The organism is Candidatus Saccharibacteria bacterium (genome assembly GCA_017983775.1).
In the GTDB taxonomy this organism is placed as follows: domain Bacteria; phylum Patescibacteriota; class Saccharimonadia; order JAGOAT01; family JAGOAT01; genus JAGOAT01.
Genome location: JAGOAT010000006.1, coordinates 1 through 14,277, shown reverse-complemented (window position 1 = coordinate 14,277; position 14,277 = coordinate 1). Strand labels below are relative to the sequence as shown.

At 41.0% G+C, this 14,277-nt stretch carries 11 protein-coding genes and 1 pseudogene; 4 read left to right on the top strand and 8 right to left on the bottom strand.

Going from position 1 to position 14,277, the window contains the following annotated elements; all coding sequences use genetic code 11:
* Positions 1–17 precede the first annotated feature (17 nt).
* On the top strand, positions 18–314 hold the full coding sequence (locus KA531_01270; protein ID MBP6005517.1) for a hypothetical protein: 297 nt from the start codon (positions 18–20) through the stop codon (positions 312–314).
* Here the strand turns inward: KA531_01270 and prmC are convergent.
* The 5 genes from prmC to KA531_01245 form a co-directional block, all read right to left on the bottom strand.
* Entirely contained in the window at positions 304–1,146 is an 843-nt protein-coding gene (gene prmC / locus KA531_01265; GenBank protein MBP6005516.1) for a peptide chain release factor N(5)-glutamine methyltransferase, read from the bottom strand. The two genes, KA531_01270 and prmC, sit on opposite strands and share 11 nt — an antisense overlap.
* Complete coding sequence (gene prfA, locus KA531_01260) at positions 1,071–2,168, bottom strand: peptide chain release factor 1 (protein MBP6005515.1); 1,098 nt, start codon at positions 2,166–2,168, stop codon at positions 1,071–1,073. The genes prmC and prfA overlap by 76 nt, the downstream gene beginning before the upstream one ends.
* Positions 2,168–2,491: a 50S ribosomal protein L31 gene (gene rpmE, locus KA531_01255; GenBank protein MBP6005514.1), complete on the bottom strand. Its 324-nt coding sequence runs from the start codon at positions 2,489–2,491 to the stop codon at positions 2,168–2,170. Before rpmE ends, prfA begins: the two co-directional genes overlap by 1 nt.
* A 76-nt stretch (positions 2,492–2,567) precedes the next feature.
* Positions 2,568–3,683: a trypsin-like peptidase domain-containing protein gene (locus KA531_01250; protein ID MBP6005513.1), complete on the bottom strand. Its 1,116-nt coding sequence runs from the start codon at positions 3,681–3,683 to the stop codon at positions 2,568–2,570.
* A 777-nt stretch (positions 3,684–4,460) separates the two neighbouring features.
* Positions 4,461–7,970 carry a DNA polymerase III subunit alpha gene (locus KA531_01245; protein ID MBP6005512.1) on the bottom strand — a complete coding sequence of 1,170 codons (3,510 nt, stop codon included), beginning with the start codon at positions 7,968–7,970 and terminating at the stop codon, positions 4,461–4,463.
* Positions 7,971–8,376: 406 nt separating this feature from the next.
* Between KA531_01245 and KA531_01240 the strand changes: the two genes are divergently transcribed.
* Both KA531_01240 and KA531_01235 read left to right on the top strand, forming a co-directional pair.
* Positions 8,377–9,405: a mechanosensitive ion channel gene (locus KA531_01240; protein MBP6005511.1), complete on the top strand. Its 1,029-nt coding sequence runs from the start codon at positions 8,377–8,379 to the stop codon at positions 9,403–9,405.
* Positions 9,402–10,055, top strand: coding sequence for a hypothetical protein (locus KA531_01235; GenBank protein MBP6005510.1), 654 nt, complete (start codon positions 9,402–9,404; stop codon positions 10,053–10,055). Before KA531_01240 ends, KA531_01235 begins: the two co-directional genes overlap by 4 nt.
* 300 nt (positions 10,056–10,355) lie before the next feature.
* Here KA531_01235 and KA531_01230 read toward each other — a convergent pair.
* Positions 10,356–10,565: pseudogene (locus tag KA531_01230) on the bottom strand (WhiB family transcriptional regulator).
* Positions 10,566–10,615: 50 nt separating this feature from the next.
* Positions 10,616–11,071: an NUDIX hydrolase gene (locus KA531_01225; protein ID MBP6005509.1), complete on the bottom strand. Its 456-nt coding sequence runs from the start codon at positions 11,069–11,071 to the stop codon at positions 10,616–10,618.
* Between the two features lie 224 nt (positions 11,072–11,295).
* On the opposite strand from KA531_01225, the gene tnpA reads away from it, so the two are divergent.
* Positions 11,296–11,748: an IS200/IS605 family transposase gene (gene tnpA / locus KA531_01220; GenBank protein ID MBP6005508.1), complete on the top strand. Its 453-nt coding sequence runs from the start codon at positions 11,296–11,298 to the stop codon at positions 11,746–11,748.
* Positions 11,749–12,143: 395 nt separating this feature from the next.
* On the opposite strand, the gene mnmG is transcribed toward tnpA, so the two are convergent.
* Positions 12,144–13,976 (bottom strand): tRNA uridine-5-carboxymethylaminomethyl(34) synthesis enzyme MnmG, encoded by a 1,833-nt coding sequence (gene mnmG / locus KA531_01215; GenBank protein ID MBP6005507.1) that lies wholly within the window; start codon positions 13,974–13,976, stop codon positions 12,144–12,146.
* Between the last annotated feature and the right edge of the window lie 301 nt (positions 13,977–14,277).

The following is a 14,277-nucleotide window of genomic DNA, read 5'->3' as shown; positions in this document are numbered from 1 at the left end:
TAATATCAAGGAGGAGTATGTCGGGATTTAAACTAATTTCTGGTCATGTTTCAATCACCAAGGAATCATTACCTTTATACAAAAATGCCAAATCAATCCTAGTAGAAGATCTAATTCTTTCGCTTGAGTGTATAGTTGATTTGATGTTGGGTGATAATAAGGAAGAAAGAGAGTTGTATTCCGGCAGTGCTCATAGTCAATTAAATCAGCTAAATCAATTTTGCCCAATTCTTCCTGGTGAAGATTATCTTAACTGGGATGATTTTTTGATTAAGAACTTACGAGCTCTTGGGATTGATCAGTTCAATTTCTAAAGCCTGTAATGAAATAATCCTGATAGTAAACCCTTAAGCCAGATTTTAAGGCAAGGTTTTCAAGATCAGGCTGTTGCCAACGGTCTGATTCTATCCAGACTACTGCTCCTGGACTAAGGTATTGACTGATACTCTCGAACATTTTTTGATAAAGTTCCAATCCTGTTTTGCCCCCAAATAGAGCTATTGCTGGCTCAAAATTTGTCTCTGGCATTACTTCAATCCCATCCGGTAGATAAGGCAAGTTTGCGACAATTGCTTCAAATTTTTTGGATGAAAACTGATCGAAGATATCAGATACTCGCCAATCAATATCTTGGTTGGGAATTAATCTGGCCTGGTTAATTCTTGCTACCTCCAAGGCTTCAACTGAATAATCACTACCAGTGACATTTAAGTCAGGACGATGGTATTTAAGACTAATTGCCAGATTGCCACTGCCCGTGCCAAGATCTAAGACTCGACTATTTGGAGCTAATTCTTGGATAAGTTTTTCGATAATGATTTCTGTCTCTGTTCTTGGTTTTAAGACTCTTGGGTCAACAAAAAACTCTAAACCAGCAAATTCAAGTTTTTTAGTGAGATAAGCTAATGGTTGATTTTTTGCTCTTTGATTGATTAGTACTTCAAAATTCTTGATTTGATTATCAGTTAGAGATCGGTCTTCAGAGGTGGCTAGCTTGGATTTGGTGAGGCCTAGACTATGGGCTAGTAGCAATTGACTATCAAGGCTAGCTGATAAGATACCTATCTTGGCTAGGTGGTTTCTGGCTTGCTTTTGAGCAATTGAGCTAAGCGTTGCTGGTGGTAATTTGAATCTAGGGTTTGCCATAATTTGTCAAAATCTCCATTGATAATTTGTTCTAGTCCATGCCAAGATTGATTAATTCGATGATCAGTAATTCGATCTTGAGGGTAATTGTAGGTACGAATCTTTTCAGATCTATCCCCAGTACCAACCTGAACTAATCTATCTTGATCTAGTTTTGCCTGTTGTTCAGCTTGCCAGATAGCCTGAAGCCTACTACGCAAAATGGTCATGGCCTTGACTTTGTTTTTTAGCTGGGATTTTTCGTCTTGGCAAGTAACAACTACCCCACTTGGTAGGTGGGTAATTCTGACGGCAGAGTCGGTAGTATTGACACTCTGGCCTCCATGGCCACTAGACCTATAGGTGTCAATTCTTAAGTCATTTGGATCAATATCCAGCTCACTTTCCTCTACTTCTGGTAATACCGCGACTGTGATAGTCGAGGTATGGATCCTGCCTCCTGATTCGGTAGTAGGCACTCTTTGAACTCTATGGACTCCAGATTCATATTTGAGTAGATTATAAGCCCCCAATTCTCGACTTGATTTGATTTCGCAAACTACTTCTTTATATCCACCGACTGGATTTTCGCTACTGGAAAGCAATTCAACATTGAGACCTTTGGCTTCAAGCCATCGACCATAGCCTCGCAGTAGCTCTGAAGCAAACAGACTTGCTTCATCACCACCAGCTCCAGCTCGGAGTTCTAGAATAACAGACTTATCATCATCAGGGTTTTCGGGGAGGATCATTAGCTCAAGCTTTTGTTTGAGTTCTACTCTTAGCTTGGATTTTTCTGCTTGTTCTTCTTTTGCTAAATCGGCAAAATCTGGATCATCTAGTAATTTTTTTAATTCTTCTAAGTCCTTACCTAATTGATTGTAGTCTTGAATTGTCTGGAGTTTGGTAGCAAGCTTCTTTTGGCGTCTGAGATTGTTGATATATTGATCAGAATTATAGTCGGTAGTGACCTGGAGATCTTGTTCCAATTTTGCTAAATCAGAAGACCAAGCATCTTCTATCGCTTGGTAGTCGATCTGCATTACTGCTCTATTGGTTGGGCTTCTGATTCGGTGATTTGAGGCTCAGGTTGTTCTAAGGCTTGTTCAGGTTGTTCTGATTTAACACGAGATTGTTTGGGCTTAGATTGTTGACGCAGTTGCTCAGACTTACTAGCTCGTTGTTTAAATCTATCTACTCTACCTGTCGAATCAAGTAATCTATCCTTGCCTGTGTAGAATGGATGACAATTACTACAAACATCGATATTGATACTATCCACAACTGATTCGGTGATCCAGCTTTTGTCACAGCCAGCACAATGGACTTTGGTTTGAAGGATTTTTGGGTGAATATCTTTTTTCATAACTCGATTATTATAACACGAAATTTTTGTCCTAACAATAATTTTTATCAATCAAGCAAGATGAAGCTCAGAGGGATCATTGATTGTACTCTTCCAGTGTAACTGATAGAGTTTGCTCTTGGTTGTCACGGATAATAGCTAGGTCTAGTTTGTCTCCGACATTGTGGCTATTGATTAGACTAGATAGGTCTGTACTTTCATTGATTGCTTGTCCATCTATTTTGATAATTATGTCGCCAGATTTTAGACCAGCTTTGGCAGCTGGGCTGTCCTCTAGTACACCTGGATCATTGTCATCACCTCTGATCAAAGCTCCACCCGTGGCGTTCAAATTATACTGTTCGGATAGCTCTTGATTGAGATTTATATAGCGAATTCCTAAGTAGGGGCGAATAATTCTACCTTGATTTTTAATCGAATCGATTAGTGACTTGGCATCATCTATTGGGATTGCGAAACCAATATTTTCGCTATAGCTAGCTACCGCTGTATTGATACCGATTACCTGACCAGCATAATTCAGTAATGGCCCACCCGAATTACCAGAATTGATTGCAGCATCAGTTTGCAAAAGGTTTGATAGTGAGTCAGAGCTGCCACCCACACTATCTCCGGCGACAATGTCTCTACCTTTCCCGCTAATAATTCCTGTGGTAACTGTATTGTCAAACTGTCCTAGGGCATTACCTATTGCTATGACTTGCTGGCCTATTTTCATATCGTTGGATGACCCTAGATCAGCAGGTATATAGCCGTCACCTTCGGCTTGGATAAATGCCAAATCATTAAAGCTATCTATATCAATTAATTCAGCTGAGTGAGATACCCCATCATTGGTATAGATAGTTAACTGATCAGCATCAGATACAACATGACGATTGGTTAGGATCAAGCCATTTTGATCTATGACAATACCGGTACCTGCTCCGACTGGGGTTAGTTCACTTTCGCCAAAAAGATTTGATCTGTCGGCAGAGGTCTGAATACTGACCACGCTAGGAGAGATCTTTTCAGCAATATCGATCACAATTGAATCTTCTTCTAGGGTGATAGATTGTGATTGGGATGAAGAATTGGAATTATTGGTCTGGAAACTTCTACCCAGCAAGAAAGCAATAATTAATAGGCAAGCCAGTATCATAACACCAACTATTCTTAGGACCGGGTCATTGGTTTTGGACATTTTAAGCATAACTAGATTATAACACCAGTTGCAAACAGTTTAAACTGATTTTTGCTGGTTAGCTCTCTAATCACTTAAACCCATGTCTTTGGAGTCGGAAAAAGATTATAGAAAAAGTCAGAGATCACTTCGGGGGAATAGTGTTGAGCTGGGTTATCTGTCATTGCGTCTGTCATCAACCGCAACCCTCACCCTATCCTCTTTCCAAGTCTCCATTAACCTTATCTCTTCATATTCTAAACCTCAACCTACTAATAGGTATTCCAAATCCCTGTAAGCTTGCACCTCGTCATCTTCCAAAATTCTGTCACCCTTCCTCTTGTCATATTCCAAAACCCCCACCCCTCTCGTCATCTTCAGGTTGCCCAAAGGGCAAGACCGAAGATCCAGCATTATGCATCAAAAGACTATCTAAATATCAAGAGAGGTGGATCCCCCGTATTGTCCTCCGGACAATCGGAGGATGACATAAAAAAGGTCGGGTTTCGGAGGATGACAAGGCAGGGGGTATTGGGGGTAATAAGATAGCTGGGAGGTTATCGAAGGATGATAGAACTGCACATTGATGCTGATGCCACCTTTGTGCTTTTGTTTGTTTTTGGATTTAGGGGTTTGCTCTGGAGATGGCGGATAATTACGAAAATCTATAGCCGACCAAACCAAGACCTGTTTGTTTTTCGGGGTCTATAATCTGAAGCTATTTAATATTGTGTCAAATATTTGTCTTGGGTAACCGGATGGAGTATCTGAATAGGGGTAAATTCCGAGAATAGATAGCGGAGGATATTAGTTGTATCCCAGACTATAGTCTTTCTCAAGTGTAGTGACCAGTTCGGGATCCTTGGCAACTTTGATTGGTAATTCGAGAGGTTGAATGTGGTGCCCAGTTTGAATTTTTAGGAGTACTGGGTGCTCTCCAGGGTATTTGTCTAGGAGTTGTTTTAGTTCAACAAGCTGGTTCTTTCCGGGCTGATTAATGGTGATAATTAGTTTTTCGAGTGGTTTATAGCTTATAATATCAGAAGGTTTTGATTGCTTTGGTGGCCTAATCCGGGACAGGGTTTTCTGATCAAGTGGTCCCAATTTCTCAGTGATCAATTTTGGTTTGTCTAATTGTCTACCTCGATCTAGATAGCTAAGTTTGCCTTTGGCTACTACTATTTGATTTTCATTAATCAATTGTTGGTAGGATTGATATGTATTAGGGAAAATTACTAGCTCTATTTCTTCTTCCACTCCAGATAGATTTAAGATTGCCATAGTCTGACCCTTCTTCGTAGTAATTTTTTTGATTGTAGTAATAATCCCAGCTATCACTACCATTTGACCCTCTTGACTTGGGTTAAGACCAGATATTGATTGCGTTCTCTTCTCTATTTCTTCTATGAATTCTTCAAGGGGATGCTTACTAATGTAGTGGCCAGTCAGTTCTTTCTCCCAAGTCAGAATTGTTTTATCACTAATAATCTCTTGGGCTGGGTTGAGTTTAATTTTATGAATAGATTCAGCTGACTCAGTACCAGCAAATAGACTATTCTGCTGAGAGTTGAGAGTTTTTTGCAGATTGCTATGGAAGCTTACAATCTGTTCGATATTAGCTAGTAAGATTTGTCTATCTCCTAGTGAGTCAAAAGCTCCAACCTTGATCATACTTTCTAAAATCTTCTTGTTGATTACCCCTGCAGGTATTTTGATAAGGAAATCATCCAGATCTGTAAATTGGCCAGATTGGTTGCGAATCTCAATAATTTGCTCGATACTTTTCTCGCCAACATTTTTGATGGCCATTAGTCCGAAACGGATTGCTTGCTTATCGGGTGTAATGGCAAATTCTGTATAACTCTGATTGATATCGGGAGGAAGGATTTTGACACCCATATCCTTGCATTCCTTGATTGCAATAGTTAGCTTTTCTGTTTCCTCAAAATGATTGGTCATCAAAGCTGCCATAAATGCGGCTGGATAATGAGCCTTGAGGTAGGCAGTCCAGATGGCGATTAGGGCATAGCTAGCGGCATGGGATTTGTTAAATCCATAATCAGCAAAGTCTTCTAGACTAGACCAGAGATCATTGATGAATTGATCATCAACCTGACTATGTGTTTTTGCCCCTTTGATAAATTTATCCTTCATTTTGGCCAGGGTATCACGCTGTTTTTTACCCATTGCCTTGCGCAAAGTATCAGCTTCTCCGCCGCTAAATCCTGATAGCACCTTGCTGATATCCATCACTTGTTCTTGGTAGACTACTACTCCATAGGTGGGTTGGAGGATAGGCTCTAGTTTGGGATGGTCATACTTGATTAGGTCAGGATTATTTTTACGTTTGATGAATTCATCGGTAAAACCACCACCCAATGGGCCTGGGCGATAAAGAGCAACCATTGCAACTATATCTTCAAAGACAGTAGGCTTGAGCTGTCTTAGATAGCTGCGCATTCCACTAGATTCAAATTGGAATATTCCCATAGTCTTACCTTCTTGGAATAGTCGGTAGGTATTAGGATCATCCAGGGGAATATCAGTTGCATTGATTTTTTCTCCATAGACCTTTTTGACAATTCTTAGAGTATTTTTGATAATAGTTAGATTGGATAGTCCAAGAAAATCAAACTTCAGAAACCCTAAGCCTTCGACATAGTTCATAGAGTACTGAGTAGCAACTACTCCTTTGGCAGCATTCATCAGGGGGATCCTCTTGACTAATGGTTCGGGTGCTATTACTACTCCTGCAGCATGAACCCCTGAATTGCGGATAGTTCCTTCTAGGTTTAGGGCATTGTCGATCACGTGCTTGGCGATTGGGTTAGTTTGATACTCCGTCTTGAGCTCTGGATCGTTCTTGATAGAATCAGCTAGTGGGATATGCCTACCTTGTACGGGGGCAGGTATTTTTTTGGCTATGGCATCAATTGAATTGTAATCGTAGCCTAGGACGCGCCCAGTATCACGAACAGCATTTCTGGCAGCCATTACCCCAAAAGTCACGATATGAGCTACTTGATCCGAACCATACTTTTGACTGGCATATTGAATCACTTCATCCCGATGGTCATCGGGAAAATCCATATCAATATCTGGCATACTGATCCTCTCTGGGTTGAGAAAACGTTCAAATAGTAATTGATATTTTAAGGGATCGATGTCAGTAATGCCTAGGCAGTAACAGACTATCGAACCTGCCGCACTCCCCCGACCAGGTCCAGTGATGATACCTTGGGATTTGCTCCAGTTGATCAAATCCCAGACTATCAACATATATCCACAGTATCCCATCCTCTTGATTACTCCCAGTTCGAATTTAATCCTATTAGTAACTTGATCTGACAAAGTACCTTGGTCATTTGAGTAAAGTCTATTTGCTCCCTCAAGCACTAGAGATTCTAAATAACTTTCTTCGGTTTCAGATTTTGGGACTGGAAAGGTCGGTATCAAGATTTGACCCATTGGTATTTCTAGCTCTACCTTGTCAGCTATTTGGCTAGTTTGGCTGATTGCTTCTGTGATGACCTCTGCTTCAAGCTGGGAGGTTGCGAGAGTTTCTTCTGTGCTAGTAAGGTAAAGGGGCAAGTCAATACGAAATCGATCTTTGTCATCGAGATTACTAGCTGTCTGAATACAGAGCAAGATATCATGAGCTTTTTCCTGCTCTTTGAGGGTATAGTGGCAATCCTTTGTGATCACATATTGGATATCAAGCTCTTTGGCCAGCCTAAGATTGCCTTGATTGATTATTTGGCCTAGTTCCCAGTCACCATGGTCTTGGAGTTCTAGATAGTAATCATCGCCAAAGACTTGCTGGTACCACTTGGCGATTTCGGTCGCTTTTTCAAAATCATTGGCTTCGATGGCTTTGGCTAGTTCGCCACCAGCACAGCCAGATAGGCAGATCAAGCCCTCACTGTATTTTTCAAGTAGTTCTCTATCTATCCTTGGCTTGTAATAGAAGCCATCTAGCCAGGCAATAGTCGAGAGCTGGCAGAGGTTTTGATAACCTTGATAGTTCTTGGCGAGTAGGATCAGGTGGTAGGGGTTGGCATCTTGTTTACCAGACTTGTCCAGGTGGCTTCTACGGGCCATATAGGTTTCTATTCCGATGATTGGTTTAATATCCCGCTTCTTGGCTTCTAGGTAGAATTCGATCGCTCCAGACATAGTTCCGTGATCAGTGATTGCTACTGCACTTTGACCCAATTCTTTGACTCTATCAAGCATTGCTGGAATTTTCTGCAAACCATCTAAGATACTATAATGAGTATGATTATGGAGATGAACTAACTCGGTAGGTTTTGCCATAAGAGTATTATATAGTAATATCAATCCAAAATCAGGATTGCTACTACAGTCATCCTCCGAAATCTTGCTACTTGCTTTGTGATTTTCCGAATTCCTCCCCCCTTTTTTTGTCATCCTCCGAAGCTCGGAGAGCTTACGGGGGGATCCACCTCTGCTGAGATTTGGAATATGACGAGGTGGAGAGTTACAGAAATTTGGAAGATGATGAAGTTTTTTTGGAGAGGTAATATTTTACAAACGACTTATCTTGGTTATTTTTTTAGGTTAACACGATAATTCAATTCAATAATGATCTAATATTATAGGTAACTTAGCAAAATTATCTGTCAGTCAAGCATAAGGTCTAATTGCTAAAAGTTAGTAACTAAGATAGACAGATTGGGGTAAATATGTAATCATAAGGGGGATGATATTTGGACAAATAAGCTGGCAGACTATTGCGAACCTTGTGGTAATTTTTATCTTGATGATAATCCTGCTCAAGCTAGCTCAGTCCTATTTTTTGACAAAACTAACTGCGATATATAAGAAGACAAAAGCAGAAAAATATTATTTTATCACAAGACTGATTCAGGGTAAGAACCTGATTATCATTGGGGTTGCTTTTCTATTGGCTACTCATATTGTTAGATACCCAGCTGAAAATTATTTTTTGCAAAAACTAGCTTGGGTAGCATTAATCATTCTGCTGACTAAGGAGTTTATTGGGATCATTTCTCATATTATCTTGGAGAGGTTGCTAGCTCAACATCTCAAACATAGTACGGCTAGACTTATCAGTGATATTATTGGTCATATCCTTAGTGTTGTGATCTGGATTGTTGTTGGCTTGGTAGTCTTGCAAAATGTCGGCGTTCAGCTAACTGCCTTGATCGGATCATTGGGTATTTTGGGTGTGGCTCTAGCTTTTGGTGTCCAGTCAATTTTGACTGACATCTTGGCTTATTTCTCAATTATTTTTGATCGACCTTTTGAGTTGGATGATTATGTAGTATTGGGAAAAGACCGCCTGGATAGTGGTGTAGTCAAAAAAATTGGTATCAAATCTACTCGGATAGAGTCAATCAATGGTGAGCAAATCATTGTACCAAATAAGGAATTGACAAATATTCGTCTCTATAATTATGCCAAGCTGAATCGTCGACGTGTCGAGCTGGTATTCTATCTCGATTACCATTCAACTCAAGCCAAGAGAACCAAGCTTCCTATCGAAGTCAAGAGTGCGCTTTCAAAGATAGGAGAAATAGAATATCAAGACTGTTATCTCAATAATCTTGACCAATTTGGTATAGGCTATAAGCTGGTTTATTTCTTGGCGGATCGAGATTTTGTCAAGCATTTGCAAATTCGTCAGTCAGTGACTGAGCAGTTACTAGAGGTGATTCAAGGTCTGGATTTGGTATTGATTGGCAAGAGTTTTTCTGTTGACCAATGAAAATAATTATTAGATTTATTAATGCGGTGATATTTAGCATAGGGGTTATGACTGTACTTGGAATTGGTCTGATTGGCTATAGCCAAGATAATTACCGGTTATTCAGCACGGTTATTTCCCAGCTTTATCCTTTGGATATTCCTGATCAACCGATTGAGGGATATCAGTATCTTGATAGCCAAGTAGTTGAAATAGTTGATAATCTTGGTATTGATAGGAGTTCACTACCTGATATTTTAGTCAATGCTGATTTGTGTCTTGAGCAAACTAGTCATCCAGATGGAAAAATTCTCGGGTGTTATATAGAGCCACCAAGCAATATCTATATTCGTCCTGAGGCATTTGAGATGGGTGCAGCGGGATTGGCTACGACTGTCGCTCACGAATATTTGCATTATGTCTACTCTCAGTTGCTTGATGATCGAGCTAGAGAACAATTGTCAGTCGGACTAAGAGAGTATTATCAATTTTATAACACCAATGTCTATCCCAATAGATTTGATGCATATCAAGATCAAGAGGGTCAGGATTTTGATACTGAACTCTATGCGATATTTGGTAGTGAGGTAGCGGATGGTAATTTGCCAGCTGGGTTACTGAGCCACTACCAGCAGTTCATTCCAAATCGGCAGTTTTTGGCAGTGTATTAAAGCAAAAGACCTGTTCCTTGTAAGTTTGAACTTCGAAGTATTGAGGATTCGAGGCTCAAGATAATTGATTGTATTGGTTGGTTTATACTGTTGTTTGTGTATTGTCTCAGATACTCGAAGCTCCGCTTTGAGTACTACGAATGTCAATGGCTATAAATACTGGATCCCTCGTATTGTCCTCTGGACAATCGGAGGATGACAAGGAGGCCAGGGGTGACAAGACAGGAGAGTGTCAGAAGATGATAGAAGAGACTGAGTTGCGGAGGATGATAGTGCAATGCCATTAACTTAAGCTTGAAGCTAGGTGGTAGTTCTTCTGGGTCTTATGAGCCTACCAAATACTTCTCCGCCCCAGATACCATCCTTAGTATTATGCGTTAATGCAAGATTTAGACATTGTTCACTTACATCACATCCAATACAAAAGGTTCTAGCTGCTTCTTGATCCTCAAAGGTGCTTGGAAAGAAATCGTCTAAAGACCGACCTTTGCATTTTGCTCTTTCTTGCCAGGATTCGCCTTGATTTAAGGGGGGTAGATTCTAGCGATCTAATAGTGTGTTTAGGTTCCACAGGCTTGATATCTAAATTTTTGATAATCCTCGAGCTGGGTACGAGTGCCAGGGGTCAGGTTGGGATCGGCTAAAGCTTGCTCTAGGTTGAGCCACCAAAAGTCTGTTACTCGGTTGTAGTCGGGGTTGACTTTTGGTTTTCCAGATATCAGTTTGCATACATGGGGTATTCCGATACTCCAGATGCTTGGATCAGACACTGATGCCGAGGATAATGTGGTAAACGGAGCAATGATCTCTACTTTGAGGTCATCACCAGCTTCCTCGATCAAGATTCTTGCAATCGCTTGGGCTGGTGTTTCACCAGGCTCAATATATCCACCCAATAATTCTTTTCTCCCTAGATTGTCAGGGTCTTTGGGGTCGTTACGCTCACCTAATAATATCTCCCCGCAGTCGTTAAGGATTAGTATGCCCACTCCTATCTTGAAGGATTGATAGCTCATACTAATAATTATACATCAATGAATATATAAGTGTTAATTGTCAATTCATCCAGGCCAAGAACCAGCCTCTTGAAGCTTTGCCCTGGAGTTAAGTGTATAGTTAACTATCCCATAAGTAAGCCACTAGCTCTACTAGTGTGACTAGACAAGGGTTGACCTTTACCGGTTAACAAAAAATATCCAGAGTTAACACTCTGGATATTTCGCTGTAGAGTAGACTATGGATTCGCCAACTAAAAAAAGGATTCAAGTTATGTCATAACTCTCATAATTCATTATCCCATTTAAGATGGGATTGTAAATATCATCTAATATTTATTCCAAAAATGAGGAGAAAAATATTCTATTGTGAAATTAGACCAGAACTAGAACGGGTATTCCATGTATTAGCCAGCCAAAATGACTGCAAGATAACCAATACACCTTGTGCCAGATCATGTCCATATGTAAATAGAAAAACCTCCAAAATATCCAGTAACATTGTGGGCTTCATTAAGGTCAAGAGTGCCATAGTGATAGCTAGAGAGATTAATAATAAGGCTAGAAACTTTAACGGAGAACATTTCTGGGCTAGGGGATACGCAATCAGTACAGTAGGGTTCGATAAAGAAGTAGTAAAACGCTATATTCACGAACAAGAACAAAACGAAGTTTCAGCAGAACGAGGTAGATTCTAATAAGTTAAGTTACCCTGGCGAATCTAATCAGCTTTGAGGTGACCTTACTTTGTTCCTTTAGAGTACACTGCGTTGGGTTGTGCGTCATCCATCATCGCCGCTTTGGCTAGTGTTGCTGCCTGCGCAAGCCTTAGTAGATCGGTGGTAACAACGTCAGTTCCCTGCATCGGCATAGCCTGTTTGGTGTAATTAAGATAAACCCGGTTAGCCATCGCATCTGCAAGTCCACATCTAGCTTTACTCGCTGGACAGCTTAGGCAGTCCAATATTATATGTTTAACAGTCCCTAGCGGAAGCTCACCTGCTATTAGTAATAATTCAGGTCCTCTGTGCCCAGGATCTACTCCGCGTCTGCTTATACACACTAGATGATCGGTCATAATTTGTATATTACCCTATCTCACACTAAAAGTCAATACCTCAAGATCAGCTGGGGTGATGCCTTGAATATTCATCGCATCAGCTATCGTCTCAGGCATGACTTCCCTAAGTCGTTCCACTGCCTCATTGCGTAGGCTTTTGATCTGGGTATAATCTATGGTATTACCTAGCTTGATCTCAGATTGCCTTCTTTGTTTATCAATGATCTGCTCTTGCTTATCCAAATAGCCACTATATTTGATCTCTGACTCTACGGTATCATAGATGGTGTAATCTATCAGGCTTGGATCAAGTCCAAGTAGCTCAAGAGTCTGATCAAGGGTGATTTTTGGTCGACGTAGTAGCTGGTAGCCGGTAGTAGGATGGCCTTGGTATTTGACTGAGCTAGTTTTGAGCAATTCGATGGCCTGGTCAATCCTTTGCCTTCTATGGTTCACTTCGTTTAGGTAAGATTTTGATTGTAGACCTAAGTCATGACCAAGCTTAGCTAGCCTGAGGTCGGCATTATCATTTCTCAGGCTCAAGCGGTATTCAGCTCTTGAAGTAAACATTCGATAAGGTTCGACATGTACTTTGCTAATCAGGTCAGAGATTAGTACTCCGATGTAGGCTTGATCTCTTTCCAGGACAAATCTAGGCTTATCAAGCACTTTGAGACTAGCATTGATTCCAGCAATTAGGCCGAGGGCAGCAGCTTCTTCGTATCCAGTAGTGCCAATTAACTGGCCTGCTAGATAGAGCCCTGACTGATTACGAACCATCAGGGTTTTGTCTAGTTGACTTGGTAAGAAATAATCATAAACTACGGCATAGCCATGACGGATAAATCTAGCATTTTGTAGACCGGGAATTGTTCGGATAATCTGTTCTTGAATCTCCTCTGGAAAAGCTAGGGATGCACCTTGGATATACATCCTTTCACCATCGACACCATCCGGCCTACCTTCTGGTTCTATAAAGATGGGATGACGAGATTTGTCTGGAAAGTTGGCTACTTTTTTGTCCAGACTTGGACAACTACGAGGAGACCGTTCGTTGATCATACCTGAGAATACTGGGGATTTGATTAGATTGTCCATGATTACTTGATGTGTTTCGGGATTGGTGTAGGTGAGGTAGCAAGGCTCTTGCTTGGATAGGGGCAAGACCTGATGATTTGGGTAGCTGAAACTAATCGCTGCATCTGATCCTGGAGCAAGCTCCATTTGGTCATAGTCTATACTATCCCTTGCGATTCGTGGTGGTGTACCAGTCTTGAGTCTAGCTGATAATACACCAAGTCTCTTGATGCTATCACTTAGGGTATAAACACTATCTTCATCAATTCTTCCACCTTTACGAACTACTCTATCTCCGATCACAATTTCACCATTGAGGAAAGTTCCAGCAGTGATAACGACTGCATTTGTTTTGATTAGTCTGTCATCTACAAGTTTTATTCCAGTGATCTGGTTGTCTGTGCTGATAATCTCTGCTACTTGAGCCTCAATCAAATCTAGTCCCTTAGTACCATTGAGGGAAGCCAGCATATTTTGATTGTAGAGAGTTTTGTCTAGTTGTGCTCTGTAGGCTTGGACAGCTTTACCTTTCCCACTATTGAGGATTTTGATTTGGATTGCAGACTGATCAGTGACTTTGGCCATCATACCACCGAGGGCTCCAATCTCCCTGACTAGATTACCTTTGCCTGGACCACCAATCGAGGGGTTGCAAGGTGTAGTGGCTACTTTGCTCAGATCAGTAGTGATTAAAGCCGTTCTCGCTCCAATCTTGGCACTAGCGATAGCTGCTTCACAGCCAGCATGTCCTGCTCCGATCACAATTACTTGGTATTGATTTTTTGACATATCAGATTAATTATATAAGACCTTGGCATACTTTGCCAGTTTTTAACCTTCTAATGCGTTTATTTGGACAGATATGGCTGGTTGCACTAAGAATAACAGGCCTGTAGTGTTAGCCGAATGTAATGGTTACCCCGTAAACCCTCCGGGTTTCGGAGGATGATCCCACCCCATCATCTTTCAAATCTCCCTCCCCAACTCCGTCATCCTCCAAGGTTCCCTCCCCACCCCGTCATATTCCAAAATCCAGCCCTCCACCCCGTCATCTTCGGGTTGCCCGAAGGGCAAGACCGGAGATCCAGCA

Bases quoted from the DNA above. Each gene is read 5' to 3' on its own strand.
- KA531_01270 (MBP6005517.1), top strand. From the start codon at position 18: ATGTCGGGATTTAAACTAATTTCTGGTCATGTTTCAATCACCAAGGAA.
- prmC (MBP6005516.1), bottom strand. From the start codon at position 1,146: ATGGCAAACCCTAGATTCAAATTACCACCAGCAACGCTTAGCTCAATT.
- prfA (MBP6005515.1), bottom strand. From the start codon at position 2,168: ATGCAGATCGACTACCAAGCGATAGAAGATGCTTGGTCTTCTGATTTA.
- rpmE (MBP6005514.1), bottom strand. From the start codon at position 2,491: ATGAAAAAAGATATTCACCCAAAAATCCTTCAAACCAAAGTCCATTGT.
- KA531_01250 (MBP6005513.1), bottom strand. From the start codon at position 3,683: ATGCTTAAAATGTCCAAAACCAATGACCCGGTCCTAAGAATAGTTGGT.
- KA531_01245 (MBP6005512.1), bottom strand. From the start codon at position 7,970: ATGGCAAAACCTACCGAGTTAGTTCATCTCCATAATCATACTCATTAT.
- KA531_01240 (MBP6005511.1), top strand. From the start codon at position 8,377: ATGATATTTGGACAAATAAGCTGGCAGACTATTGCGAACCTTGTGGTA.
- KA531_01235 (MBP6005510.1), top strand. From the start codon at position 9,402: ATGAAAATAATTATTAGATTTATTAATGCGGTGATATTTAGCATAGGG.
- KA531_01225 (MBP6005509.1), bottom strand. From the start codon at position 11,071: ATGAGCTATCAATCCTTCAAGATAGGAGTGGGCATACTAATCCTTAAC.
- mnmG (MBP6005507.1), bottom strand. From the start codon at position 13,976: ATGTCAAAAAATCAATACCAAGTAATTGTGATCGGAGCAGGACATGCT.